Origin of the sequence: Longispora sp. NPDC051575 (assembly GCF_040681875.1) — a bacterium.
Taxonomy (GTDB): Bacteria; Actinomycetota; Actinomycetes; order Mycobacteriales; family Micromonosporaceae; genus Longispora.
The window spans coordinates 77760-103110 of record NZ_JBFAZP010000011.1 but is presented as its reverse complement, the minus strand read 5'-3'; the positions used below and the strand labels follow the sequence as shown (position 1 = coordinate 103110).

Sequence of the window (25351 nt, the reverse complement as noted above, 5' to 3'; positions counted from 1 at the left end):
GGCCGAGAGCGGGGACAGCACTTTGTACGGCGACGACATCCAGATCAAGACGCCCGAGCAGTTGCACAAGATGCGGGCGGCGGGTCTGATCGTGGCGGACACGCTCGCGAAGCTGCGGGCGGCGGTGCGCCCCGGCGTCTCGACCGGTGAGCTCGACGCCCTGGCGGAGGAGCACATCCGGTCGGTGGGCGCGGTCCCGTCGTTCAAGGGGTACCACGGCTTCCCGGCCACGATCTGCGCCTCCGTCAACGAGCAGGTCGTGCACGGCATCCCGTCGACGAAGCAGGTCCTCCGCGACGGGGACCTGGTCTCCATCGACTGCGGCGCGATCCTGGACGGCTGGCACGGCGACTCGGCGATCACGGTGCCGGTCGGCGAGGTCCGTCCGGAGCTGCTCACGATGATCGAGGCGGCCGAGTCGGGCATGTGGGCCGGGATCGCGGCCGCGCAGGCCGGCGCCCGGCTCTCCGACATCGGGCACGCGGTGGAGACCGGGGTCCGCAAGGTCGGCAAGTACGGCACGGTGCGCGGCTACGGCGGGCACGGCATCGGTACGGAGATGCACCAGGACCCGCACGTGCACAACTACGGCCGGCCGGGTCGCGGCCCGGAGCTGGTGGCGGGCATGGCGCTGGCCATCGAGCCGATGATCACCGAGGGCTCCGCGAAGGTGGTCGAGCTCAACGACGGCTGGACGGTCGTCACCAAGGACGCCTCGATGGCGGTACACGTCGAGCACTCGATCGCGATCTTCGACGACGGGGTCTGGGTGCTGACGGCGCACGACGGCGGCGTGGGCAAGCTGCCCGCCGCCGCGCTCAGCGCCCACGCGACCCGCGCCTGACCCACGGCGACCCGAGCCTGAGCCCCACGGCGACCCGCGCCTGAGCCACGTCCGGGGCGTACCCGGAAAAAGGTCTGTGGGGCACAGAACGGCCCCGGGACCCTGACCGGGGCGCCGGGGCACGATCGGTGCGGATCAGTCCCGACGGTCCCCGTGGTGGCCGTGCGGGTGGTGGCCGTGGCCGTGGGCCCGGCGGCGTTCCTCGCGGTAGGCCCGGCGCTCTTCGCGGTCGCTGCGCTCGCGCTCCTCGTGGGCACTGCCCTTGATCAACTTGGCGACCACGGCCGCGCCCATCGGCAGGATGACCCAGATCGGCCAGAAGTAGTGCGGGTGGCCGGTCGAGATGCTGATCGCCGCCCAGATCCCGGTCGTGATCAGCGACGCGCTGGCCCACCCGGCGATGGCGTTGCGGACAAAACCCGATTTCCCGGGTACTGCCGGTGCGCCCAGCGGCATCGGCGCCCCCGGCTGCGGCACGGCCAGCTGGGACTGGGCTGCGGGCACCGGCCCGGGCAGGTCCGCGGTGATCGGCGCGAGCTCGGCGTACGTCTTCGCGGCGTAGACGGCCTGCAACCGCTCGTCGAACTCGGAGAGGTCGAGCCGCCCCTCATTGAGCGCGGTGCGCAGGGTCTCCGCCACCCGCTCGCGGTCCGCGTCGGCGGCCCGCAGCTCCGGCTGCTCCAACGTGTGCTCCTTCGTGACTCTCCGCCGGCGGTCGGGGCGACGGTGGTCACCACCACGTGTGGTGCACCGGGCCGATCCGGACGGCGGGCGACGGAACGCGAGGGGCGTCCCCACACAGGATGCACCGTGCTCCTCGGTGGCGGCAACCACGGGCTGCTGGCACCATCGGGACACATGAGCGCGCTGACGAGCAGGGACCACAACGTCCAACAGTATGCGAACCAGGGCAATCTGGCCGCCCGCCAATCCGTGTGGGAGTACCGGACGGGACCGGCGATCTTCGATGTCGCCCTGGACATCGCGGGCCTGACCGGGGACGAGTCCGTCCTGGAGGTCGGCTGCGGGAACGGCCACTACCTGCGGACCCTCCGGGAACGCGGCCACCGGGGCCCGGTCCTGGGCCTGGACTACTCGCCCGGGATGGCCGCCGAGGCGGGCCGGCACGCGTCGACCGTGGTGGCGGACGCGCAACGGCTCCCGGTCGGTACCCGACAATGTGATCTTGTCCTGTGCATGCACATGCTCTACCACGTCCCGGATGTGCCGATGGCCGTCGCCGAGCTGGCCCGGGTGCTCCGGCCGGGTGGCACGGTCCTGGTCGCGACCAACGGGCTCGCGCACTGCCGGGAGGTGATGGAGATCCTCCGGAGGGCGACGGAGCTGGTCGGGGTCGAGCACCGGCCGCTATGGGGCCGCGAGTCCTTCACCTCCGAGGCCGCCCCGGGGTTCCTCGACCCGGTGTTCGGCTCGGTGGTCGCGCACCCCGAGGTGGAGGAGCTCCGGATCCCGGACGTCGACGCGGTCCTCGGCTACGTCGCCAGCCTGCACTCCACCCAGAGCTACGGCCCCGACGTACTGGCGGTGGCGGAGCGACTGGTCCGGGAGGAGTTCGACCGTCGCGGGCATTTCGCCCTGACGCGTTCGATGACCGTCTTCGCGTGCAACCCGTGACCCGCTCGCGGTGTTAGCCGTGACACGCCCGACCCCGGGTGTCGGCCCCAGTTTGGTGTTCCGACACGGGGGTGGGTAGACTCATCAATCGGCGCGCTGCGTCCACCCTGCCATGTCTTCGAGCGCTTCTGAGGACGGCGGGGCCGCGGCTGGCAGGACGGGCGTGCCACCTTGCAGTAGACCCTACGTCACGTTAGCGGAGGACATGCCGAAGAAGGACGGGGCCATCGAGATCGAGGGCCGAGTCATCGAGCCACTGCCGAACGCCATGTTCCGGGTGGAGCTCGCGAACGGTCACAAGGTACTGGCTCACATCAGCGGCAAGATGCGGCAGCACTACATTCGTATTCTGCCGGAGGACAGGGTTGTCGTGGAGCTCTCGCCCTACGACCTGACCCGTGGTCGCATTGTCTACCGTTACAAGTGACGTGCGGTTGAATTCCGTGTCCGTCTTTGAAGTAAGGCGCAGCCGTGAAGGTTAAGCCGAGCGTTAAGAAGATCTGCAACAAGTGCCGCGTCATCCGCCGCCACGGCCGGGTCATGGTCATCTGTGACGACCCGCGCCACAAGCAGCGCCAGGGCTAAGCACCACCACCAGATCTTCTACCGCCAAGGTAGTAAAGGCTCGTCCCAGCCGCGGGGGACCATCGAAGCGCATTGCGTGACGACTCCTCGTGGCCGAACCCCCGGTCGGAGGCCGGGGCCCCGCCCGGGCAGGTGGGGATGGGATGGGCGCAGACCTCCGAGACTGACGAGGAGCACGCCCACATATGGCACGTCTAGTCGGCGTCGATCTCCCCCGCGACAAGCGGCTCGAGATCGCGCTCACTTACATTTACGGGGTTGGTCGTACCCGCGCTATCGAGCTCTGCTCGGCGACGGGCATCGACCCCAACAAGCGGACCAAGGACCTCACGGACGAAGAGGTTCTGCAGCTCCGCGACCACATCGAGCAGAACTTCAAGGTCGAGGGTGACCTCCGCCGTGAAGTTGCCGCCGACATCCGCCGTAAGATCGAGATCGGCTGCTACCAGGGTATCCGGCACCGTCGCGGCCTCCCCGTGCGTGGTCAGCGGACCCGCACCAACGCTCGTACCCGTAAGGGTCCGAAGCGCACCGTGGCTGGCAAGAAGAAGCCGGGCAAGAAGTAACCCCGTAGCAGTTCGAGTCTCTAGGAGCGCATAGCTAATGCCGCCGAAGGCACGCGCTGGGGCCGTCAAGAAGGTCCGGCGCAAGGAAAAGAAGAACGTGGCCCACGGCCACGCTTACATCAAGAGCACGTTCAACAACACGATCGTGTCGATCACCGACCCGAACGGTGCCGTCATCTCCTGGGCCTCTTCCGGCCAGGTGGGCTTCAAGGGTTCGCGTAAGTCGACCCCGTTCGCCGCGCAGCTGGCCGCCGAGGCCGCCGCTCGTCGGGCGATGGAGCACGGCATGCGCAAGGTCGACGTGTTCGTCAAGGGACCCGGCTCGGGCCGCGAGACGGCGATTCGTTCGCTGACCGCAGCAGGCCTCGAGGTCGGCACGATCTCCGACGTGACGCCGCAGCCGCACAACGGCTGCCGTCCGCCGAAGCGTCGTCGGGTCTAGGTAGCGGAGGAATAGGTCAATGGCTCGTTACACAGGTGCTGACTGCCGCCGCTGCCGGCGCGAGAAGGTCAAGCTGTTCCTCAAGGGCAGCAAGTGCGATGGTCCGAAGTGCCCGCTGGAGTCGCGGCCGTACCCGCCCGGCCAGCACGGGCGCGGTCGGCCGAAGGAGACGGAGTACCTGCTCCAGCTCCGTGAGAAGCAGAAGGCCCGCCGCATCTACGGCGTACTGGAGAAGCAGTTCGTCCGGTACTACGAAGAGGCCAACCGGCGCACCGGCAAGACCGGTGAGAACCTGCTGCAGATCCTCGAGACCCGTCTCGACAACGTCGTGTTCCGCGCGGGCCTGGCCCAGTCGCGTGACATGGCGCGTCAGGTCGTCAAGCACGGCCACGTGCTCGTGAACGGCAAGAAGGTCGACATCCCGTCGTACCGGGTCGCCGAGCACGACATCATCGAGATCCGCGAGAAGTCCCGCGAGCTCACCCCGTTCGTGGTGGCCCAGGCCCAGGCCGGCAGCAAGACCGTGCCGGCGTGGCTCGAGGTCATCCCGGCCGCGCTCAAGGTTCTCGTGCACAACCTCCCGGTCCGTCAGATCATTGACACCCAGGTCCAGGAGCAGCTCATCGTCGAGCTCTACTCGAAGTAGTGCTCAACAGGCCGGCCCGGCGCGAGTCGGGCCGGCCACCCCAACATTCGGCGTCATATAGCGGACGCCCGTTTTGGAGGCATAGTGCTTATCACCCAGCGGCCGACCCTCTCCGAGGAGTCGATCACCGAGGCGCGGTCGAAGTTCACGATCGAGCCGCTCGAGCCGGGCTTCGGCTACACGCTCGGCAACTCGCTCCGGCGTACCCTGCTGAGCTCGATCCCGGGCGCGGCGGTCACGAGCATCAAGATCGACGGCGTGCTGCACGAGTTCACCACGATCCCCGGTGTCAAGGAGGACGTGGTTGAGCTGGTGCTCAACGTCAAGCAGCTCTGCGTGAGCTCCGAGCACGACGAGCCGGTCACCATGTACCTGCGCAAGCAGGGCCCGGGCCCGGTCACCGCTGGGGACATCCAGCCGCCGGCCGGCGTGTCGGTCCACAACCCGGACCTGCACCTGGCCACCCTGAACGGCAAGGGCCGGCTCGACATCGAGCTGACCGTCGAGCGGGGCCGCGGCTACGTCAACGCGGCGCAGAACAAGCAGGCCGGCCAGGAGATCGGGCGCATCCCGGTCGACTCGATCTACACCCCGGTCCTGAAGGTCACCTACCGTGTCGAGGCGACCCGTGTCGAGCAGCGGACCGACTTCGACAAGCTGATCATCGACGTCGAGACCAAGAACTCGATCAGCCCCCGCACGGCGCTGGCCTCGGCCGGCTCCACCCTCGTCGAGCTGTTCGGCCTGTGCCGCGAGCTGGACGAGACCGCCGAGGGCATCGACATCGGCCCGTCGCCGCAGGACGCGCAGCTCGCTGCCGACCTGGCGCTGCCGATCGAGGAGCTGGACCTCACGGTCCGGTCCTACAACTGCCTCAAGCGCGAGGGCATCAACACGGTTGGTGAGCTGATCGGCCGCACGGAGGCTGACCTGCTCGACATCCGCAACTTCGGGCAGAAGTCCATCGATGAGGTCAAGCTGAAGCTCATCGGCATGGGCCTCGGCCTGAAGGACTCCGCGCCGAACTTCGACCCGTCGACCATCGTGGGGGACTACTCCGACGATGACTACGACGAGGAGCTCGACGAGGACGCCGCCGGTTCTGTCGCCCCCGTGGCGGCTGACGACTCCGACGACGACGGCAACGACTACCGCGAGACCGAGCAGCTCTAAGCGCTGCGGCTTACCTGAGGAGCTACACCGATGCCCACGCCCACTAAGGGTGCCCGCCTTGGCGGCAGCCCCGCGCACCAGCGGCTGATCCTGGCCAACCTGGCGACGCAGCTGTTCCAGCACGGCAAGATCCAGACGACCGAGGCCAAGGCCCGTCGCCTGCGTCCGTACGCCGAGAAGCTGGTGACGCACGCCAAGCGCGGCGACCTGCACTCGCGTCGCCAGGTCGCAAGGGTGATCCGGGACAAGGACGTCGTCTACCGTCTGTTCGACGAGCTGGCCCAGAACTGGACCGAGCGCGCCGGCGGGTACACCCGGATCATCAAGAACGGTCTCCGCAAGGGCGACTCCGCCCCCATGGCGATCATCGAGCTGGTGCTCGAGCCGGTCGCGCCGAAGGCGAACAAGAAGACCGCGGCCCGCAAGGCTGCCAAGACCGAGGCCGTAGCGGCCCCCGTCGAGGCCGTCGAGGACGCCCCGGTCGAGGAGAACGTCCAGCACGCCGACTCGCCCGCCGCCGACGAGGCTCCGGCCGCCGAGGCTGCTGAGAAGGACGAGAAGTAATTCTCGAGTACGACTCCGACGAGCCCGTTCTCCCCGCTGGGGAGGGCGGGCTCGCCCGTTTCCGCGAGGAGGTCGGTGTGGCCGAAGTTCCAGAGCCTTTGACGGGTACCGGGGGAGCCGGGTCGGTCGGGGCTGACCGGGCCTCGATGGCTTCCGGTGCCGTGGAGCCTTCCGGGGTCGCAGGGCCTTTCGGGGTTGTGCCCGGTGCCGTCGACGGCGAGTCCGTCGGGACCTCTCCCGGTGCGCCCCGGATCCCCGAGGGCTCGATCCGGCTGCGGCTGGCCGTCTCCTACGACGGGACCGACTTCTCCGGCTGGGCGCACCAGCCGACCCGCCGCACCGTCGCCGGCGTGCTCCTCGGCGAGCTGACCCGGGTGTTCCGGACCGTGGCCAACCTGACCGTCGCGGGCCGGACCGACGCGGGCGTGCACGCCACCGGCCAGGTCTGCCACATCGACGTGCCGGCCGCCGCGTGGGAGGAGCTCGCGCCCAGCATCATCCGCCGGCTCGCCGGGCTGCTGCCGGGGGATGTCCGGGTGCTGGCCGTGGAGCCCGCGCCCGAGTACTTCGACGCGCGGTTCGCGGCGCTGCGGCGGCGGTACGAGTACCGGGTCTGTGACGCCCCCAGCGGGCCGGCGCCGCTCGCGAGGCGCAACACCCTCGGGTGGCCGCGCCCGTTGGACCTGGAGGCCCTCAGTGCCGCCTCCCGGGGTCTGCTGGGCGAGCACGACTTCGCCGCGTACTGCAAACGGCGGGACGGCGCGACCACCATCCGCAACCTGCTCCGGCTCGACTGGCGGCGCGACCCGGACGGCGTCCTCGTCGCCACGGTCGAGGCGGACGCGTTCTGCCACTCGATGGTGCGCAGCCTGATCGGGGCGCTGATCGCGGTGGGCGAGGGCCGGCGGCCGGTGGAGTGGCCGGGGGAGCAGCTGGCGAGTTCGGCGCGGGTGGACGCGGTGGGGGTGGCGCCCGCGCACGGGTTGACCCTGGTGAACGTGGACTATCCGGCGCCGGGGGAGTACCGGGCGCGGATGGCGGTCACCCGCAACATCCGGACGCTCACCGCGCCGGACGCGTCGCCGGGGGCCTGAGGCCCGCCGGTAGCCGGACCGTGGCCGGGCAGCCGGACCGTGGCCGGAGCCGCGCCCGGGCTCACGCCTGGGCGCGCAGTGCCACCTGCCCCTTGAGGTACGTCTCCGCCGTGTCCGTGAGGACCTGCTGCACCGCCGGGTCGGCCGGGTCGGGCTTCTTGCCGTCGGCGCGGGCCACCACGCAGTACACCAGGTAGTGGCCGACCGGGAGCCAGGACAGGTACGTCTCCGAGGCGGCGATGACGTCGGTGCCGTTCCCGACGGCCCAACCGGCGATCGCGCCCTTGCCGGAGCCGAGCAGCGTCTTCGTGTCCGCCTTGGCGGCGGTGGCGGTGGCCGCGTCCCGGAAGTTGAGCACCCCGATCGTGGCCACGAACGTCTTGCCCGGCGAGAACAGGGTCGCGCGGACCAGCTGGGTGCAGCCCAGTTTCGTGTACGCCGTGCCCAGGTCGCCCGTCGTCGCCAGCTTGCAGTCGGTCAGGGACTGGGTCTTCTGGATCGCGTACGCCCGGCCGTCGATGGCGACCGTGGCCGCCGGGAACAGCTCGACCTCGGTCAGCGGGGACGGGTCCGTGGCCTGGGAGTTGATGTCCTTCTTGCCCGGGACCGGGGAGGCGGTGCCGCTCGGGGCGGCCGACGGCGGGGCGGAGGACGGCGCGGGCGCCTGGGCGGCGGGCTTCTCCTCGTCGATCAGGAAGAACGCGCCGATCCCGAAGCCGAGCAGCAGGAGCACGGCCAGCACCCCGGCGAGCGCGCCCAGCCAGCCCTTGGAGGACCGTTTGCGGGTCGGGGGCGGCGGGTCGAACACCGGCGGCGGGGCGGAGACGGGCTCGTAGGCCGGCTGCGGGTACGGGTCGGCCTCGGGCTGGGGCTGTTCCCAGCCGTACGGCGCGTACGGGTCCACGGTCTGCTGGCCGAACGGGGTGCCACCGGGCGGCGGGCTGTAGCCGGGATCCGGGGAGGTCGCGTAGCCCGGCTCCGGGGCGTAACCGCCCTGTTGGCCATACTGACCGGGGATGTACTCGTGGGAATCGTCCGGCTCGGCAGCTCGCCGCCGCCGGGGCTGGGACTGACCGGGGTCAGGGTCGTCGTAGCCTCGGTCGCCGTAGGTCATGCCCGCCAGGTTACCCAAGTGGTGCCCGGACAGCATCAGCCGAAGATGTCGGGAGAATGAGCGCGTGGACCATTTCTTTAGCGAAATACCAGCTACACCCGATAAGCGTCGGATGATTGACATTACGGTGGGCTCGACCGAGTACCAATTCATGGTGTCCTCAGGGGTTTTCTCCCCCAATCGGCTCGATGCCGGCACCGCTGTGCTGCTCAAGAAGGCCCCCCGCCCCGGCCGCGGCGTCTTCCTCGACCTCGGCTGCGGCTACGGCCCGATCAGCTGTGTGTTCGCTCACCAGTCACCCAAGGTGACGATGTATGCGGTGGACGTGAACGAGCGCGCCCTGGAACTGGTCGAGGAGAACGCCCGGATCCTGGAGGTGTCGGACCGGGTGATCGCGGCCAAGCCGGACGGCGTACCCGTCGATGTGGTGTTCGACGGGATCTACAGCAACCCGCCGATCCACGTGGGCAAGGAAGCCCTGCACGAGATGCTCCGGCTCTGGCTGCCCCGGCTCGGCCCGGACGCGCTGGCCTGGCTCGTCGTCGCCCGGCACCTCGGCGGCGACTCGCTGCGCGACTGGCTGGAGGCCGAGGGCTGGGTGGCGGAGAAGTACGCCAGCCAGAAGGGGTACCGCATCCTGAAAGTCGGTCGCGCGGAGACCGAGTAGGCCGGAGGATGCCACCGTGGGATACATAGACGTCGCAGGGGTCGGGTTCACGCTGCCGGATGGCCGTGAGCTGTTTCGGGACGTGTCGTTCCGGGTCGGGGAGGGCGCCAAGGTCGCGCTCGTCGGGCCGAACGGCGCGGGGAAGACGACCCTGCTGCGGATGGTCGCCGGCGACCTGCACAGCAAGGAGGGCGCCATCGCCCGGGTCGGCGGGCTCGGCGTGATGCGGCAGTTCTTCCGCCCCGTCGTCGGCCGGTTCGACGACGACGTGCCGTGGAGCATGGTCGACCACGAGGACGCCACCCTCGCCGAACTCGCGATGACCCTCGCGCCGGTCCGGGTCCGGGCCGCCGGGCTCGCCCTGGCCCGCGCCGAGGCCGCGCTGTCGGACAGCGAGAAGACCCAGATGCGGTACGCGACGGCGCTGTCCGCCTGGGGCGAGGTCGGCGGGTACGAGGCGGAGGTCGCCTTCGACACCGCCAGCGTCTCCGTCCTCGACATCGCCTGGGACACCGCCCGGCACCGGCTCGTGCGCACCCTGTCCGGCGGCGAGCAGAAACGCTTCGTCCTCGAACTGCTGCTCCGCGGCCCCGACGAGGTCCTCCTCCTCGACGAGCCGGACAACTTCCTCGACGTCCCCGCGAAACGCTGGCTCGAACAGCGGCTCCGCGAGTCCCCCAAGAGCGTGCTGTACGTCAGCCACGACCGCGAACTCCTCGCCAACACCGCCGACCGGGTCGTCGCGGTCGAGGGCGGTTCCGCGTGGACGCATCCGGGCGGGTTCGCCAGCTGGCACGAGGCCCGGGTCAACCGGCACGACAGCATGGAGGAGACCCGGCGGCGCTGGGACGAGGAGCACCAGAAACTCAAGGACCTGGTGCTGATGTACAAGCAGAAGGCCGCCTACAACGACGGGCTGGCGTCGCGGTACCAGGCCGCGAAGACCCGGCTGGCCAAGTTCGAGGGCGACGGGCCGCCCCCGCTGCCGCCGAAGGACCAGGACATCCGGATGAAGCTCGACGGCGGGCGGACCGCCAAACGTTCCGTCATCTGCGAGCAGCTGGAACTCGACGACCTGACGTTCCCGTTCGACTTCGAGGTCTGGTACGGCGACCGGGTCGCGGTCCTCGGCGCCAACGGCACCGGCAAGTCCCACTTCCTCCGCCTCCTCGGCCGGGGCGGCACGGACCCGCTGGAGGTGCCCCTCGTGGAACTGGCGCCCGTCGCGCACGGCGGCGTCGCCCGGCTCGGCGCGCGGGTCCGCCCCGGGCACTTCTCCCAGGTGCACGACCGGCCCGAGCTACACGACAAGACCCTGGTCGAGATTCTCTGGCGGGGCGACGACTACCGGGCCGGCCGGGTCCGGCACGACGCGATGAACGTCCTCGGCAGGTACGAGCTGGCCGCGCAGGGCGACCAGACGTTCGGCACCCTGTCCGGCGGGCAGCAGGCCCGGTTCCTGGTTCTGATGCTGGAGCTGTCCGGGGCCACGTTGCTGCTGCTCGACGAGCCGACGGACAACCTGGACCTGGCGTCGGCCGAGGCGCTGGAGGAAGGGTTGAAGGGGTTCGAGGGGACCGTGATCGCGGTGACCCACGACCGGTGGTTCACCCGGGGGTTCGACCGGTTCCTGCTGTTCGGGACCGACGGGGAGGTCACCGAGGTGCCGGAGCCGGTGTGGGACGTGCGCTGACCTGGGCCGTCTGACGTCACGACGGTGCCCGGGCCTTGGTGGGGCGCGCCGATCGGCGCGCCCCACACCCGTACCCGTCAGGAGTTGTAGCGCCAGAGCTCCCAGCCGCCCGGCCCGTGGTGCGTCAGGTAGCCGTGGTCCGGGTCCAGCCACTCGTCGCCGTGCTCCGTCGGCACCAGCATCGTCGGCTGACCGTTCCTGAGCAGCCGGTACGTGTGCCCCGGCTCCGTCCACGCGCCGCCCGCCACCGTCCAGGTCACGCCGTCGTGGCGCAGGCCGTAGCTCTCGCCGGGGACGAGCCAGTAGGCGTACACGCCGTCGCCCTCGTCCGACTGGTCGTCGTGCAGGCAGAGCGTGATGATCCGGTACAGGCCGTCGGCCTCGTGGGTGTCCAGTGTGCCCAGTGCCGTCGCGGTGTCCTCCGTCATGCCTGCCTCGCCAGCACCTTGACCCGGGACGTGCCGTCGCACACCGCCTGGGTGGTCGACCACACCTTCGCGGTGGCCAGTGCCTGCACCCGGGTGTCGAACACCGCCATCCGGGTGATCGGTTCGGGGAACTCGCCGGTGACCTTGGTCATCAGCACCTGGTACGTCATCGTCATGCCGCCCACCGTCCGTCCGCTGAGGACGACGGTGCCACGACATTGAAACGACGTTGAAACGACATTGCGAGTGGTACGACTGTGCCATCGCAACGACATTGGCACGACATTTGGGCGACGCTCTCGGATGACGTGCTGGACTACCAGCCACAATGCGGAATTGGTCGCCGGAAGTGCGGCTCAGGGGGCGACATTCGCCCGCCGAAGGCCCAATGGCGCCGAGGTACGGTCGGAATGTGAAAGACGGGGTAGCGGACCGGACTCGACTCGAATACCTGATCCGGCGGAGCGAACACACCATCGACGAGTGGTGCGCGCGGTTCGACCGGGCCGCGAGGGTCCTGGGCGAGCCGGCCACGCTGTCCGCCCGCCAGCTCCAGAGGTGGATGGCGGGCCAGGTCGGCACGGCCCGACCCTCCGCGCGGCGGGTCGCGGGCAGCCTGTGGCGGGAGCCCTTCGCGGTACTCGTCGGGCCGGTGGGCGCCGCCGGGAATGCCCCCGTTCCGGTGCGCACCGCCGGGTACGAGGCTGCCCACCAGGCGGCCCGGGAATCCGCCGAACACGTTCGCCGAATGGGAATCGGCGTGCGGGAGGGGACCGTCGAGCGATTGCGGGCGGAGGTGCGCCGGCTGGCGTACACCTATGTGGAGGTTCCGCCCTCGCACTTTCTCGCCGAGGCGCGTCGGGCCCGCGATACCGCCTACACCCTTCTAGAACGCACGCGCCGCCCGGCCCAGCTGGCCGAGTTGTCTCTCGTCGCCGCCCAACTCTGTGGCCTGATGTCGGCCGCGTCCTTCGACATGGCCGCCTGGTCCCCGGCCCTCGCCCAGGCCGGGGCCGCGCACGCCTACGCGGACCTCGCCGGCCACGTGCCGCTCCGCGCCTGGGCCCGGGGCAACCTGGCGCTGATGGCCCACTGGCCCCGCCGGACACCCGTCCCCGTCGAGGACGCCCTCGCCCCGCGCCCCCGGGGAGCGGCCGCCGCGGGCCTGCGCTGCGTCGAGGCCCGCGCCTGGGCCGATCCGACCGGCCCGGCCCGGGGAGCGCCGGACGGCCTGGACGCCGAACAGTTCGTCCGGCTCCGGCAGGCGCTCGGCGGGGCCCGCTGGCTGCACGACGGACCGGCCGCGGAACTCCTCGAACGCATCCACGTCCTGCACCGGCAAACCATGGTGAACGGGGCGTAGCCGTGCAGTGAGGCATCAGTTACGCGGTGCTTCCCTCCTCGGCTGAGGTGCGCTAACGTGTGCCGCAAGAGAACCCACGGGAGTCCGGTAGACCGGGCTGAGAGGGCGGATGTGAGCCGCCGACCGTAGAACCTGATCCGGATCATGCCGGCGCAGGGAGGAGATTCATCATGCTCGGTCGCCTCCATGTCCTCACCGACGCCCGACCCGGGCGGGACGCCGTCGCCGTCGCGCGGGCCGCGTTGGCCGCGGGGGCACCCCTTTTCCAGGTACGGGTGGAAGACGGCGTGCACGACCGCGACTTCCTCGACTTCGCCGCCGAGATCCGGGCGCTGTGCCGGGTCTACGGGGCGACGTGCCTCATCAACGACCGGGTGGACATCGCGCTGGCCGTGCAGGCGGACGGTGTGCACCTCGGTGCCCTCGACCTGCCCGTTTCCGTGGCGCGGCGACTGCTCGGCTCCTCGGCGATCATCGGGGCGACGTCCCGCGACGCCGTCGGGGCCCGGGCCGCGCTGGTCGACGGGGCCGACTACGTGGGCGTCGGGCCCTGCTACCACACGTCCACGAAGGACGGCCTGCCCGAGCCGATCGGCCCCGCCGGGCTGGAGGCGGCGGCGCACGTCGGGCTGCCGGCCATCGCGATCGGCGGCGTCACCCTCGAACGGGTCCCCGAACTCCTGGAGGCCGGGGCGTACGGCGTCGCCGTGGTCAGCGCGGTCAGCACGGCCGACGATCCCGGGGTGGCCACGAAGGCGCTGCTCAGGGCCCTGTCATGAAGGTCGCGGTCCAGGGGGCCGGGATCATCGGGTTGTCCGTGGCGTGGCGCGCGCTGGCGGCGGGCCTCGACGTCACGGTGTACGACGACGCCCCCGCCCGGGGCGCCTCCAACGTCGCGGCCGGCATGCTCGCCCCGGTCGCCGAGGCCTACTTCGGCGAGGTCGACCTGCTCCGGCTGTCGCTGGCCAGTGCCGCGCGGTGGCCGGAGTTCGCGGCCGGGCTCGGTGAGGTCGGCTACCGCGACGACGGCACGCTGCTCGTCGGGCGGACAGGAGACGACCTGCGCGAACTCGCCCGGCTCCGCCAGTTGTACGCGGACTGGGACCTGCCGGCCGAGAAGGTGGATCCGCGCGCGTTGGAGCCCTCGCTGACGCCCCGGCTCCGGGGTGGGCTGCTGACGCCCGGTGACCACCAGGTGGATCCCCGACGGGTACTGGCGGCGCTGCGCGAACGGGTGCCGGTGGCCGCCGGGTACCCGTCGGACGGGGTCGATGTGACGGTGATCGCGACCGGGGCCTGGGCGGGGCGACCTGGTGGCGCGGTGGGCGGGTTGCCTGTGCGGCCCGTGCACGGCGAGGTGCTGCGGCTGCGCGGGAAGCCGTCGATCCGGCACGTGATCCGGGGCTACATTGACGGGAAATATGTCTATATTGTGCCGCGAAAGGACGGGGAGGTCGTCGTGGGCGCCACCACCGCCGAGCGCGGCTTCTCCACCCGGGTCACCGCCGAGGGCGTCCGCGACCTCCTCGACACCGCGATCGAGGTCCTCCCGGAGCTGGCCGAGTACGAGCTGGTGGAGGCGCGGGCCGGCCTGCGCCCCGGTACCCCGGACAACGCCCCGCTGATCGGCTGGCTCGACGACCGCACCCTCGCCGCGACCGGGCACTACCGGCACGGCGTCCTGCTCGCCCCCATCACCGCCGAGGTGGTCACGGCGCTGCTCCTGCACCGGGAACCCAGCGTCGACCTCGCGCCCTTCGCCCCCGGGAGGTTTTCGTGAAGATAGTCGTCAACGGCGTGGAGACCGAGTTCGAGGGGACGGTGTCGGCGCTCACCGGGGACCGGCGCGGGGTGGCCGTCGCGGTCAACGGGACCGTGGTGCCCCGGAGCACGTGGACGTCGACGGCGCTGGCCGACGGCGACGTGGTGGAGCTGCTCACGGCGGTGCAGGGTGGCTAGCCCGGCCGGTGGCCCCTCGACAGCGGCCGCGCCCGGCGGCCCTCCGGCTCCGACTGCGCCCGGCGCCTCCCCGGCCGAGGGCGTGCCCACTGCCTCCTCGGCCACGGGCGTGCCCACCGCCTCCTCGCCCACGGGCGCGTCCGGCCTCGACGACCCGCTGGTCATCGCGGGCGTGACCCTGTCGTCCCGACTCATCCTCGGCACCGGCGGCGCGGCCAGCCTCACCGCCCTCCACGAGGCCGTCGAGGCCTCCGGTACCGCCATGGTCACCGTCGCCCTCCGCCGCCTCGATCCGAACGCCCCCGGCGGCCTGCTGGAGATGCTCGACGGGACCGGCGTGCGGATCCTGCCCAACACCGCCGGCTGTTACACCGCCACCGAGGCGGTCAAGCTCGCCCACCTGGCCCGGGAGGCGTTCGAGACGCACTGGGTGAAGCTCGAGGTGATCGGGGACGACCGGACCCTGCTGCCGGACGCCGTCGAGCTCGTGGCCGCCGCCGCCCGGCTGGTGGACGACGGGTTCGTGGTGCTGCCGTACACGACCGACGATCCGGTGCTCGCGCGGCGGCTGGTCGACGTCGGGTGCGCCGCGGTCATGCCGGCCGGGGCGCCGATCGGGTCGGGGGCGGGGATCCGGAACCCGTACAACCTCGCGTTGATCCGGGACCTGGTGTCGGTACCCGTCATCCTCGACGCCGGGATCGGCACCGCCTCGGACGCGGCCCTGGCGATGGAGCTGGGCTGCGACGCCGTGCTGCTGGCCAGCGCGGTGACCCGGGCGGCCGACCCGACCCGGATGGCGGCGGCGATGCGGCACGCGGTGCTCGCCGGGAGGCTGGCCGCCGGCGCCGGGCGGATCCCGCGCCGCGACTACGCCACCGCCTCCACCAGCCAGGAAGGGCTGCCGTCGTGGTGAGCCGCCGCGTGTCCCGTGCCCGGAGCGCCTCGCCGGCGCCCGTCCCGCCCGCGTCCCGTCCGAGTGGAGGCTTCCGATGAGTGACCGGCTGATCGTCGTCCTGGAGACCCCCGACCTGCACCTCGCGCGCACGGTGATCGACGCCGGGGCGACGCTGCTGGCGGGCACGTTCTTCGACCTGGAGTTCGACTGGCGGGTCGAGGAGTTCGGCGGCCGGGTGCTCACCCTCGGCCCGACCGCGACCCCGGTGCACGGCCGCCGGGACATGCTCTGGCGCTGCCACGGCCTGGACGAGCTGCCGTCTGCCGCCGACGCGGAGTTCGTCAGCCTGTCGCCGATCTTCGAGACCGCCACCAAGCCCGGCTACGGGCCGCCGCTGGGCGTGGACGTGCTCGGTCGGGCCGGCCGGCCGGTCTACGCCCTCGGCGGGGTCGACGGTCCGGCCCGCGCCGCCGAATGCGTGGCGGCGGGTGCGCAGGGGGTGGCGGTGCTGGGGGCGGTGTCGCGGTCGAGCGACCCGGCGCGGGCGGTGCGCAACCTGCTCACGGCGCTGGGGGCGGCCAGCACGCCCACCGGAGCCTCGGCCAGCGCCTCGGCCGGCACCGGGGGCGGAGCGCCATGAAGCAGCCCCCGATCGCCCTCACCGTCGCCGGCTCCGACTCCGGCGGCGGCGCCGGCATCCAGGCGGACCTGAAGACCTTCGCCGCGCACCACGTCTTCGGCACCTCCGTCATCACGGCCCTGACAGCCCAGAACACTTCGGGGGTACTGGGCGTGCACGCCACCCCCCTCGACTTCCTGGCCCTCCAGCTCGACGCCGTCCTGTCCGACCTGCCCCCGGCGGCGGTGAAGACGGGCATGCTCGCGAGCGCGGAGGTGATCGCGTACGTGGCGACCCGGGAGCTGCCCAACCTGGTCGTGGACCCGGTGATGGTGGCGTCCACGGGCAACCCGCTGTTCCGGGGCGCGGCCGACGCGTACCGGGTCCTGCTGCCCCGGGCCCTGGTCCTCACCCCGAACCTGCCCGAGACCCGGGCGCTCCTCGACCGGGAGGTCGGCACGGTCGAGGACATGGCCGCCGCTGCGACCGACCTGGCCGCGCTCGGCCCGCGCTGCGTCGTCGTCAAGGGCGGCCACCTCGCGGGGGGCCACGGCGCGGACCCGGACGCCGTGGACGTCGTCTGGTTCGACGGCGAGCTGTCCTATCTGCGGGCGCCCCGGGTCAGTACCCCCAACAACCACGGCACGGGCTGCACCTTCGCGGCCGCGGTGACCGCGCACCTCGCACTGGGGTCCTCGCTGCCGGACGCGCTCCGGGCCGCGAAGACCTATGTCACCCGTGCCCTCGCCGGCTCGGCCGACTGGCGGCTGGGCTCGGGACACGGTCCCCTCTCCTGGAAGGAAATCTGATGACGCGTCGCAAGTTCTATGTGGAGGGTTCTCGTCCCGACATCCAGGTGCCCTTCGCCGAGGTGCACCTGACGAACGACGACCCGCCGGTCCGGCTGTACGACACCTCGGGCCCCGGCTCCGACCCGGAGGTCGGGCTGCCCCAGCTCCGGGCGCACTGGATCATGGAGCGGGGCGACGTGGAGGAGGTGCCCGCCGAGGGTACGGCCACGATCGGGCAGACGGTGCGCAAGGCCAAGCCGGGCAAGCGCCCCACCCAGCTCTACTACGCGCGCCAGGGCACGGTCACGCCCGAGATGGAGTTCGTGGCGATCCGCGAGGGGGTCGCGCCGGAGTTCGTCCGGGACGAGATCGCGGCCGGTCGGGCGATCATCCCGAACAACGTGAACCACGCCGAGAGCGAGCCGATGATCATCGGTTCGGCGTTCCTGGTGAAGATCAACGCGAACATCGGCACGTCCGCCGTGTCCTCCTCGATCGCGGAGGAGGTCGACAAGCTCACCTGGGCCACCAAGTGGGGCGGCGACACGGTGATGGACCTGTCCACGGGCAAGCACATCCACGCCACCCGGGAGGCGATCGTCCGCAACTCGGCGGTGCCGATCGGCACGGTGCCGATCTACCAGGCCCTGGAGAAGTGCAACGGCGACCCGCTGGGCCTGACCTGGGAGCTGTACCGGGACACGATCATCGAGCAGGCCGAGCAGGGCGTCGACTACATGACCGTGCACGCCGGGGTACTCCTCGCGCACGTGCCCCTGGCCGCCGACCGGGTCACCGGCATCGTCTCCCGGGGCGGCTCGATCATGGCCGCGTGGTGCCTGGCGGGGCACCGGGAGAACTTCCTCTACACCCGCTACCGCGAGCTGTGCGAGATCCTCGCCCAGTACGACATCGCGTTCTCCCTCGGCGACGGTTTGCGCCCCGGCTCGATCGCGGACGCCAACGACGAGGCCCAGTTCGCCGAGCTGAAGACCCTGGGCGAGCTCACGAAGATCGCGTGGGAGTACGACGTCCAGGTCATGATCGAGGGCCCCGGGCACGTCCCGATGCACAAGATCAAGGAGAACATGGACCTGCAGAAGGAGTGGTGCATGGACGCCCCCTTCTACACGCTCGGCCCGCTGACCACGGACGTCGCGCCCGGCTACGACCACATCACCTCCGCGATCGGCGCGGCGATCATCGGCAGCATGGGTACCGCGATGCTCTGCTACGTCACGCCCAAGGAGCACCTGGGCCTGCCGAACCGCGACGACGTGAAGGCCGGCGTGATCGCGTACAAGATCGCCGCGCACGCCGCCGACCTCGCCAAGGGGCACAAGGGCGCCCAGGACTGGGACGACGCGCTGTCCAAGGCCCGGTTCGAGTTCCGGTGGGAGGACCAGTTCAACCTGTCCCTGGACCCCGACACGGCCCGCTCGTTCCACGACGAGACGCTGCCGGCCACCGGGGCCAAGACGGCGCACTTCTGCTCGATGTGCGGACCCAAGTTCTGCTCGATGAAGATCAGCGCGGAACTCAAGGAGTACGCGGCGAAGGGCATGGCGGACAAGTCGGTAGAGTTTGTCAACGGCGGCGGAAAGGTCTACCTGCCGGTGGTGGCGAGCTAGGAGCTCACATGGTGGAACATCCCCTCAAGGGGCAGTTTGACGAGACCCGCGCGGTCTGGCAGCGCGCCGAGAACCCGGACGGCTCGCCCGGTCGGATCGGCGTGGCCTTCGTCGACGACCTGATCGGCATGCGCGACATGGCCGAGGAGAACGGGCCGATCCTGGTCTTCACCCCGGCCGAATGGGACGCCTTCATCGGCGGGGTCCAGGACGGCGAGTTCGACATCGAACTGGACGACGCTCAGTAGCTGTTCCGGCGGCGCGGCCGGGAAACTCCGGCCCGCCCCGCGAACGCCGGGTAGCGGATCGTGAGAGCGAAAAGGAATGCCCCACCGAGGGGGTGGGGCATTCCTTCGCGTCTTTCAGTCCTGGGAGTCCTGATCCAGGACCATGTCGAGTGCCTCTTCGCGGCTACGACCCTCGACCGTGTGTAACCACACCCGGGTGAGGAAGTCGAGCCCCATCTCCTGGTCTTCGTCACGTAGCGCGACCGCCAGCTTCTCCACGATGCCTCCTGATCGCTGCCGCCGTGTTCCAGAGTAGTCGGGCGGGGGCTTTCGGGGGGAGGGTGCGAGCGGTTGAGTCCCAGCTCACCCTTACGGTCAAATCCCCATAATTTATGCGCGGGTACTGTGAATCCGCTCCCATCGACGCGCGAGGGTGCTCCCCGATAGGTCATACTGGCAGCCGTGCACGGCCCCTTCGGCGCGCACGGAAACTCCGGGTGCGGCGGCTCGTTTTGACCAATGCGGAGCCCGCCCGATATCATCAGCGACTGTTGTGCGACAGTTGCAAGGCGGACCCCCACGGGTACGCTTGTCGCCTATGCGCCGCCGCCGGGTCTCACGCCGGGCCAGCGGTACCCAGGCCCTAGACCCACGACGAGACAAGGTAGACCTGTGCGTACGTACAGCCCGAAGCCGGGTGAGATCGAGCGTCAGTGGCACATCATCGATGCGTCTGACGTCGTGCTTGGCCGTTTGGCGACCCACGCCGCCACTCTGCTGCGCGGTAAGCACAAGCCGACTTTCGCGCCGCACGTCGACACCGGCGACTTCGTGATCGTCATCAACGCAGGCAAGGTTGCCCTGACGGGCAACAAGCGGGCGACCAAGGTCGCCTACCGCCACTCGGGTTACCCGGGCGGTCTGCGCAAGACCTCCTACGAGGAGCTGCTGACCAAGCGCCCCGACCGCGCCGTCGAGCTCGCCGTCAAGGGCATGCTCCCGCACAACAAGCTCGGTGCGAAGCAGATCAAGAAGCTCAAGGTCTACGCGGGCGACGTGCACCCGCACGCCTCGCAGCAGCCCGTGCCTTTCGAGATTAAGCAGATCGCGCAGTGACCGAAGGAAGCAGCATGACCGAGAGCGTCGCGACCGTGCTCGAGCCGGTTGACACCGAAGCCGTAGTCGCCGAGGCCGTCGTGGCCGTGCCGAAGGCCGCCCCCCGTGGCGACCGTCCGGTGCAGACCGTCGGTCGTCGTAAGCAGGCCATCGTCCGCGTCCGGCTCGTGCCGGGTTCGGGCAAGGTGACCTGCAACGGCCGCACGCTGGAGGAGTACTTCCCCAGCAAGGTCTCCCAGCAGCTCGTCAAGGAGCCGCTGGTGATCACCGAGCGTCTCGAGAGCTTCGACGTCATCGCCAACCTCAAGGGCGGCGGCATCACCGGGCAGGCCGGCGCGCTGCGTCTCGGCATCGCCCGGGCCCTGATCGAGGTCGAGCCCGACGACCGTCCGGCCCTCAAGAAGGCCGGCTTCCTGACCCGTGACGCCCGCGTCACCGAGTCGAAGAAGTACGGTCTGAAGAAGGCCCGTAAGGCTCCGCAGTACTCGAAGCGCTAAATCTTTCCCACCACGGCCGGCCGCCTTCCAAAGGTGCCCGGCCGTGGTGCTTTTTACCACCGAAACTGCTCTTTGCGCACTCAACCGGTCGGGGGGTCGGTGTGGGAGCCTGGTTGTGACCCTCGCCTGAGGTCCGTGCCGCGTCGTCGACGCCCCGGGCGCTCGGCTTTTGAGTATCTGGGGAGATGTGTATGGGACGGCTGTTCGGCACCGACGGGGTTCGCGGTCTGGCCAACGCCAGCCTGACTCCCGACCTGGCTCTGCGACTGGCCGCTTCGGCCGCGCACATCCTGAGCCAACGGGACCGGACCCATCCGCCGGTGGCGATCGTCGGCCGTGACCCGCGCGCGAGCGGGGAGATGCTGGAGGCCGCCGTCGTGGCGGGCCTGACCAGTGCCGGCGCGACCGTCGTGCGGGTCGGCGTGCTGCCGACCCCGGCCGTGGCGTTCCTCGTGGGCCAGACCCGCGCGGACCTGGGCGTGATGATCTCCGCCTCGCACAACCCGATGCCCGACAACGGGATCAAGTTCTTCGCGGCCGGTGGCCACAAGCTCGCCGACGAGCTCGAGGACGCCATCGAGGCGCACCTGGAGGAGGCCTGGGTCCGTCCGACCGGGGCGAACGTCGGCCGGGTGCACGACCTGCTCGACGGCGCGGAGGCGTACATCACGCACCTGGCCGAGTCGGTGCCCGTGTCCCTCGAAGGGCTCAAGGTCGTCATCGACTGCGCGAACGGCGCGGCGTTCGAGGTGGCCCCGGAGGCGTACCGGCGGGCGGGTGCCGACGTCGTCGTCATCCACGGCGAGCCGGACGGCCTGAACATCAACGAGGACTGCGGCTCCACCCACCTGGCGGACCTGCAGGCGGCGGTCGTCGAGCACGGCGCGCACCTGGGGGTCGGCCTCGACGGCGACGCGGACCGCTGCCTGGCCGTGGCCGCCGACGGCACCGTGGTCGACGGCGACCAGCTGATGGCGATCATGGCCGTGTCGATGCGGGACAACGGCACCCTGGTCAAGGACACCCTGGTCGCGACGGTGATGAGCAACCTGGGCCTGCGGATCGCGATGCGCGAGCACGGGATCACGCTGCTGGAGACCAAGGTCGGCGACCGGTACGTGCTGGAGGAGCTGCGCAACAGCGGGCTGTCGCTCGGCGGGGAGCAGAGCGGGCACGTGATCGTGCCGGAGTACGCGACGACGGGGGACGGGTCGCTGACCCTGCTCCAGGTGATGGCGCGGATGGCGTCCACGGGTCGTACGCTCGCGGACCTGGCCTCGATCGTCACCCCGCTGCCGCAGGTGCTGATCAACGTGCCCGTGGCCGACCGGGCCGCCGCCGCCGTGGACACCGACGTGCTGGCCGCCGTGGCCGTGGCGGGTGCCGAGCTGGGCGAGACGGGCCGGGTGCTGCTGCGCCCGTCCGGTACGGAGCAGCTGGTCCGGGTCATGGTCGAGGCGCCGAGCGCCGAACTGGCCGCCGAGGTGGCCGAGCGGATCGTCGTACTGGTCCGGGCGTCCAGCCCCGTCTGACCCGAGTTCTGAAGAGAGCACGGCACCTCCGGTACCCCCGGAAGTGCCGTGCTTTTTGTCTTCTAGGGCCGATTGGACACCCTTCGTCATGAGGAAGACGGATGATAGGCATATCGATGGATCTTCGGGCGCGGACCTGGCTGGAGTAACCGTGTTTCAAGCAAATACCCTGCGCAAAGGTGCACCATGTGAGCATGCACTTTGCTTGAAACTCGGCTAGGCTCTCCCTCATGTGTGGCATCGTCGGTTATGTAGGGGGCCGCTCGGCCCTGGGTATCGTGGTGGACGGCCTGCGCCGGCTGGAGTACCGGGGCTATGACTCCGCCGGCGTCGCGATCGTCGAGGGCGAGACCCTGCGGTCCGTCAAGAAGGCCGGCAAGCTGGCCAACCTGGAGAAGGAACTCGGCGAGGTCGAGCTGACCGGCTCCACCGGGATCGGGCACACCCGGTGGGCGACCCACGGCGGGCCCACCGACCGCAACGCGCACCCGCACCTGTCCGCCGACGAGCGGGTCGCCGTCATCCACAACGGCATCATCGAGAACTTCTCCCACCTGCGCACCGAGCTGACCGCCGCCGGGATCGAGTTCGCGTCCGACACCGACTCCGAGGTCGTCGCGCACCTGATCCAGGCCGCGCTGGCCAACGGTTCGAAGGACCTCACCCACGCGATGCGCGCCGTCGTCGCCCAGCTGGAGGGCGCGTTCACGCTGCTCGCCGTGCGGGCCGAGGAGCCCGGCGTCGTCGTCGGGGCCCGGCGCAACTCGCCGCTCGTCGTCGGCCGGGGCGTCGGGGAGAACTTCCTCGCCTCCGACGTGTCCGCGTTCATCGAGCACACCCGCGACGCCGTCGAACTCGGCCAGGACCAGGTCGTCACCATCACCCCCGAGTCGATCGAGATCACCGACTTCGACGGGCACCCGGAAACCGGGACCGACTACCACGTCGACTGGGACGCGAGCGCCGCCGAGAAGGGCGGCTACGACTGGTTCATGCTCAAGGAGATCGACGAGCAGCCGCACGCGCTCGCCGACACGCTCCGGGGCCGGCTCACCGACTCCGGCGAGATCCTGCTCGACGAGGTCCGGCTCACCGACCAGGACCTGCGCGACGTGGACAAGATCTTCATCGTGGCCTGCGGGACGTCGTTCAACACGGGGCTGGTCGCGAAGTACGCGATCGAGCACTGGACCCGGATCCCGTGCGAGGTGGAGCTGGCCAGCGAGTTCCGGTACCGCGACCCGGTCCTCGACCGGTCCACCCTCGTGATCGTGATCTCCCAGTCCGGCGAGACCATGGACACGATCATGGCGCTGCGGCACGCGAAGGGCCAGAAGGCCCGGGTGCTGGCCATCTGCAACACCAACGGATCGACCATCCCGCGCGAGTCCGACGCCGTGCTCTACACCCGGGGCGGGCCCGAGGTCGCCGTCGCCTCCACCAAGGCGTTCCTCACCCAGCTCGCCGCCTGCTACCTGGTCGGGCTGCACCTGGCCCAGGTCCGCGGGGTCAAGTACGCCGACGAGGTCGGGGCCGTGCTCACCGAGCTCCAGGCCACCCCCGACAAGGTCGCCCGCCTGCTCAGCGAGATGACCCCGGTCCGCCAGCTCGCCCGGGACCTGTCCGCCGCGCCGACCGTGCTGTTCATCGGCCGGCACGTCGGCTACCCGGTGGCACTGGAGGGCGCGCTGAAGCTGAAGGAGCTCGCGTACATCCACGCGGAGGGCTTCGCGGCCGGCGAACTCAAGCACGGCCCGATCGCGCTCATCGACCAGGGCACCCCCGTGATCTGCATCGTGCCGTCGCCGCGCGGCCGGAGCATCCTCCGGGACAAGATCGTGTCGAACATCCAGGAGGTCCGGGCCCGGGGCGCGCGGACCATCGTCATCGCCGAGGAGGGCGACCTCGACGTCGCCCAGTTCGCCGACGACCTGATCTACGTGCCCTCCACGCCGACCCTGCTCGCGCCGCTGATGACCGCGGTGCCGATGCAGGTGCTCGCGGCGGAGATCGCGGCGACCCGGGGGCACGACGTGGACCAGCCCCGGAACCTGGCGAAGTCGGTCACCGTCGAGTAGATCCGTGCTGGTCGGGGCCCCGCATGCGACGCGCGTGCGGGGCCCCGCCGCGTCCGGGGAGCTGTCCGGCGCGTCCGGCGGGGTCCGGCGGCAGGCGTCCGGCGCGGCCGGCCATCAGGTCAAGAACCGAAGACCACGAACATCAGACGGTTACGCCACGCGCCTGGACCGCCGCGCATCAGCACTTCAGTGATCGTGTGACCCCGGCGAAGTGCGCGTTCGGCGCTCGGGCTAGCCCGAGCGCGGCCCCGGCGCCCGCGTCGCCACCTAGGCCGACCCACCCACCGGTCGTGGCCGGGGCGCCTTCAGCCAGGCCTCCGTACCGGCCGCGTGCGGCGCCCCGATCCACGCCACCAGCGCCTCCACGAACGGCCCGAAGTCCCGCCGGCTCCGCTTGAACGTCCGACTGCTCGTGTACAGCAGCCGGGTCCGGGGCGCGCCGGTCTCCTCGGCCCGCGCGTGCAGCCGGCGGAAGTCCTTCACGTTCTCGGTGACGACGCACCGGTCGTGGGCCACCGCGTACAGGTAGACCTCGTCGTCGGGGAGGGACCGGAGTTCGGGGTGCTCGGCGATCGCGATGACGTCGTGGTGCAGGGCGCGCAGGGCGCGGGCGACGGCGGGGGAATGCATCTCGTCGAGGAGGATCTTCACGCGAGCAGCCGCTGCTCGGCCTCCCAGGCTGCCTGGGCCGCTGCGGACTCAGCGTCTGCCTGGGCTATCTCGAAGTCGATCTCGGCGGAGTGGTCCGCGTAGTACCGAATGGCGATCTTGATCTGGGGTTGCTGGAGCGACAGGATCTCGGCGGTGGCGGCGACGGCGGACGGGCCGCGCTCGTCGACCTCGCGGAGCACCTGGACGACCTCCCAGACGTCGGGCCCGGCGATCAGGGCCGCGCGCCGGCCGCTGGGGCCGTCCTTGAACACGATGCCGGGGTGCTCGGCGAGCCGGAGCCCCTCGTCGACCAGCCGCTGGACCAGCCCGGACACGCTCGCACCGGGGGTGCCGGCGGCGCGGCGGCGCAGCCGGGTGAGGAGTTGTTCCTCAAAACGCACAGAGAGAGGCGTGGACATGCACTACACCGTAGCGCGTGCACTACAGCGTCGCCACTCCCGGGGCGTGAGTGAAGTTCTCCCATCGTGCGGGAGTGCGGCACCGGCACAGCCCCGGTCACGACGGAACCAATAGGGTG

General features: G+C 70.7%; 32 protein-coding genes and 1 riboswitch. Of the genes, 25 read left to right on the top strand and 7 right to left on the bottom strand.

Annotated elements, in window-relative coordinates; translation table 11 throughout:
* Positions 1-22: 22 nt before the first annotated feature.
* Positions 23-844, top strand: coding sequence for a type I methionyl aminopeptidase (map, locus tag AB0M43_RS31420; RefSeq protein ID WP_363729880.1), 822 nt, complete (start codon positions 23-25; stop codon positions 842-844).
* Between the two features lie 135 nt (positions 845-979).
* Here map and AB0M43_RS31415 read toward each other — a convergent pair whose 3' ends face one another.
* Positions 980-1528, bottom strand: a complete 549-nt coding sequence (locus AB0M43_RS31415; RefSeq protein ID WP_363729445.1) for a DUF1707 domain-containing protein — start codon at positions 1526-1528, stop codon at positions 980-982.
* Positions 1529-1702: 174 nt separating this feature from the next.
* Here AB0M43_RS31415 and AB0M43_RS31410 point away from each other — a divergent pair, with 174 nt between their 5' ends.
* The 9 genes from AB0M43_RS31410 (at position 1703) to truA (ending at position 7549) form a co-directional block, all read left to right on the top strand.
* Entirely contained in the window at positions 1703-2479 is a 777-nt protein-coding gene (locus AB0M43_RS31410) for a class I SAM-dependent methyltransferase (RefSeq protein ID WP_363729443.1), read from the top strand.
* Between the two features lie 205 nt (positions 2480-2684).
* A complete protein-coding gene (gene infA, locus AB0M43_RS31405) occupies positions 2685-2906 on the top strand; it encodes a translation initiation factor IF-1 (RefSeq protein WP_007073013.1) in 222 nt (73 codons plus the stop codon).
* 44 nt (positions 2907-2950) lie between these two features.
* The gene (gene rpmJ / locus AB0M43_RS31400) at positions 2951-3064 is read left to right on the top strand and encodes a 50S ribosomal protein L36 (protein ID WP_197006680.1); all 114 of its coding nucleotides are present in this window, start codon (positions 2951-2953) and stop codon (positions 3062-3064) included.
* 185 nt (positions 3065-3249) lie between these two features.
* Positions 3250-3630 (top strand): 30S ribosomal protein S13, encoded by a 381-nt coding sequence (gene rpsM / locus AB0M43_RS31395; protein ID WP_363729440.1) that lies wholly within the window; start codon positions 3250-3252, stop codon positions 3628-3630.
* A gap of 37 nt (positions 3631-3667) precedes the next feature.
* Positions 3668-4072: a 30S ribosomal protein S11 gene (rpsK, locus tag AB0M43_RS31390; RefSeq protein WP_197006682.1), complete on the top strand. Its 405-nt coding sequence runs from the start codon at positions 3668-3670 to the stop codon at positions 4070-4072.
* 19 nt (positions 4073-4091) lie between these two features.
* A complete protein-coding gene (gene rpsD / locus AB0M43_RS31385; protein ID WP_363729437.1) occupies positions 4092-4718 on the top strand; it encodes a 30S ribosomal protein S4 in 627 nt (208 codons plus the stop codon).
* An 84-nt stretch (positions 4719-4802) separates the two neighbouring features.
* Positions 4803-5891 (top strand): DNA-directed RNA polymerase subunit alpha, encoded by a 1089-nt coding sequence (locus AB0M43_RS31380; protein ID WP_197006684.1) that lies wholly within the window; start codon positions 4803-4805, stop codon positions 5889-5891.
* Between the two features lie 30 nt (positions 5892-5921).
* Positions 5922-6455 carry a 50S ribosomal protein L17 gene (gene rplQ, locus AB0M43_RS31375; protein WP_363729434.1) on the top strand — a complete coding sequence of 178 codons (534 nt, stop codon included), beginning with the start codon at positions 5922-5924 and terminating at the stop codon, positions 6453-6455.
* A 251-nt stretch (positions 6456-6706) separates the two neighbouring features.
* The gene (gene truA / locus AB0M43_RS31370) at positions 6707-7549 is read left to right on the top strand and encodes a tRNA pseudouridine(38-40) synthase TruA (protein ID WP_363729879.1); all 843 of its coding nucleotides are present in this window, start codon (positions 6707-6709) and stop codon (positions 7547-7549) included.
* A 61-nt stretch (positions 7550-7610) separates the two neighbouring features.
* On the opposite strand, the gene AB0M43_RS31365 is transcribed toward truA, so the two are convergent.
* Complete coding sequence (locus AB0M43_RS31365; protein ID WP_363729433.1) at positions 7611-8663, bottom strand: hypothetical protein; 1053 nt, start codon at positions 8661-8663, stop codon at positions 7611-7613.
* A gap of 151 nt (positions 8664-8814) precedes the next feature.
* Between AB0M43_RS31365 and AB0M43_RS31360 the strand changes: the two genes are divergently transcribed.
* Together AB0M43_RS31360 and AB0M43_RS31355 are read left to right on the top strand one after the other, a co-directional pair.
* Positions 8815-9330, top strand: a complete 516-nt coding sequence (locus AB0M43_RS31360; RefSeq protein WP_363729877.1) for a methyltransferase — start codon at positions 8815-8817, stop codon at positions 9328-9330.
* A 16-nt stretch (positions 9331-9346) separates the two neighbouring features.
* A complete protein-coding gene (locus tag AB0M43_RS31355) occupies positions 9347-11023 on the top strand; it encodes an ATP-binding cassette domain-containing protein (protein WP_363729432.1) in 1677 nt (558 codons plus the stop codon).
* Between the two features lie 77 nt (positions 11024-11100).
* Here AB0M43_RS31355 and AB0M43_RS31350 read toward each other — a convergent pair whose 3' ends face one another.
* Positions 11101-11451, bottom strand: coding sequence for a hypothetical protein (locus tag AB0M43_RS31350; RefSeq protein WP_363729430.1), 351 nt, complete (start codon positions 11449-11451; stop codon positions 11101-11103).
* Positions 11448-11627, bottom strand: a complete 180-nt coding sequence (locus AB0M43_RS31345) for a hypothetical protein (protein ID WP_363729429.1) — start codon at positions 11625-11627, stop codon at positions 11448-11450. The genes AB0M43_RS31350 and AB0M43_RS31345 overlap by 4 nt, the downstream gene beginning before the upstream one ends.
* A 236-nt stretch (positions 11628-11863) precedes the next feature.
* On the opposite strand from AB0M43_RS31345, the gene AB0M43_RS31340 reads away from it, so the two are divergent.
* From AB0M43_RS31340 to AB0M43_RS31300, 9 genes are all read left to right on the top strand, one after another.
* A complete protein-coding gene (locus tag AB0M43_RS31340; RefSeq protein ID WP_363729428.1) occupies positions 11864-12814 on the top strand; it encodes a hypothetical protein in 951 nt (316 codons plus the stop codon).
* A gap of 66 nt (positions 12815-12880) precedes the next feature.
* A riboswitch (TPP riboswitch) is annotated at positions 12881-12990 on the top strand.
* The gene (gene thiE / locus AB0M43_RS31335; RefSeq protein WP_363729427.1) at positions 12985-13593 is read left to right on the top strand and encodes a thiamine phosphate synthase; all 609 of its coding nucleotides are present in this window, start codon (positions 12985-12987) and stop codon (positions 13591-13593) included. (Overlaps the previous riboswitch by 6 nt.)
* On the top strand, positions 13590-14594 hold the full coding sequence (locus tag AB0M43_RS31330) for an FAD-dependent oxidoreductase (RefSeq protein WP_363729425.1): 1005 nt from the start codon (positions 13590-13592) through the stop codon (positions 14592-14594). Before thiE ends, AB0M43_RS31330 begins: the two co-directional genes overlap by 4 nt.
* Positions 14595-14611: 17 nt before the next feature.
* Positions 14612-14773 (top strand): sulfur carrier protein ThiS, encoded by a 162-nt coding sequence (gene thiS, locus AB0M43_RS31325; RefSeq protein WP_233472858.1) that lies wholly within the window; start codon positions 14612-14614, stop codon positions 14771-14773.
* Positions 14774-14930: 157 nt separating this feature from the next.
* On the top strand, positions 14931-15689 hold the full coding sequence (locus AB0M43_RS31320) for a thiazole synthase (protein ID WP_363729874.1): 759 nt from the start codon (positions 14931-14933) through the stop codon (positions 15687-15689).
* 76 nt (positions 15690-15765) lie between these two features.
* A complete protein-coding gene (locus tag AB0M43_RS31315; RefSeq protein ID WP_363729424.1) occupies positions 15766-16311 on the top strand; it encodes a thiamine phosphate synthase in 546 nt (181 codons plus the stop codon).
* Complete coding sequence (gene thiD, locus AB0M43_RS31310; RefSeq protein ID WP_363729423.1) at positions 16308-17099, top strand: bifunctional hydroxymethylpyrimidine kinase/phosphomethylpyrimidine kinase; 792 nt, start codon at positions 16308-16310, stop codon at positions 17097-17099. Before AB0M43_RS31315 ends, thiD begins: the two co-directional genes overlap by 4 nt.
* Complete coding sequence (thiC, locus tag AB0M43_RS31305; RefSeq protein ID WP_363729871.1) at positions 17096-18712, top strand: phosphomethylpyrimidine synthase ThiC; 1617 nt, start codon at positions 17096-17098, stop codon at positions 18710-18712. The genes thiD and thiC overlap by 4 nt, the downstream gene beginning before the upstream one ends.
* Positions 18713-18720: 8 nt before the next feature.
* Complete coding sequence (locus tag AB0M43_RS31300) at positions 18721-18960, top strand: DUF397 domain-containing protein (RefSeq protein WP_363729422.1); 240 nt, start codon at positions 18721-18723, stop codon at positions 18958-18960.
* A gap of 114 nt (positions 18961-19074) precedes the next feature.
* On the opposite strand, the gene AB0M43_RS31295 is transcribed toward AB0M43_RS31300, so the two are convergent.
* Positions 19075-19218: a hypothetical protein gene (locus AB0M43_RS31295; RefSeq protein ID WP_363729421.1), complete on the bottom strand. Its 144-nt coding sequence runs from the start codon at positions 19216-19218 to the stop codon at positions 19075-19077.
* Between the two features lie 393 nt (positions 19219-19611).
* On the opposite strand from AB0M43_RS31295, the gene rplM reads away from it, so the two are divergent.
* From rplM to glmS, 4 genes are all read left to right on the top strand, one after another.
* Positions 19612-20055, top strand: a complete 444-nt coding sequence (rplM, locus tag AB0M43_RS31290) for a 50S ribosomal protein L13 (RefSeq protein WP_363729420.1) — start codon at positions 19612-19614, stop codon at positions 20053-20055.
* Between the two features lie 14 nt (positions 20056-20069).
* Positions 20070-20552: a 30S ribosomal protein S9 gene (rpsI, locus tag AB0M43_RS31285; protein WP_363729419.1), complete on the top strand. Its 483-nt coding sequence runs from the start codon at positions 20070-20072 to the stop codon at positions 20550-20552.
* Positions 20553-20743: 191 nt separating this feature from the next.
* Positions 20744-22084, top strand: a complete 1341-nt coding sequence (glmM, locus tag AB0M43_RS31280; RefSeq protein WP_363729417.1) for a phosphoglucosamine mutase — start codon at positions 20744-20746, stop codon at positions 22082-22084.
* 230 nt (positions 22085-22314) lie between these two features.
* Positions 22315-24162, top strand: a complete 1848-nt coding sequence (glmS, locus tag AB0M43_RS31275; protein WP_363729416.1) for a glutamine--fructose-6-phosphate transaminase (isomerizing) — start codon at positions 22315-22317, stop codon at positions 24160-24162.
* Positions 24163-24429: 267 nt separating this feature from the next.
* Here the strand turns inward: glmS and AB0M43_RS31270 are convergent, their stop codons facing one another.
* Complete coding sequence (locus AB0M43_RS31270) at positions 24430-24813, bottom strand: DUF5615 family PIN-like protein (RefSeq protein WP_363729414.1); 384 nt, start codon at positions 24811-24813, stop codon at positions 24430-24432.
* Complete coding sequence (locus tag AB0M43_RS31265) at positions 24810-25232, bottom strand: hypothetical protein (protein WP_363729413.1); 423 nt, start codon at positions 25230-25232, stop codon at positions 24810-24812. Before AB0M43_RS31265 ends, AB0M43_RS31270 begins: the two co-directional genes overlap by 4 nt.
* Positions 25233-25351 lie beyond the last annotated feature (119 nt).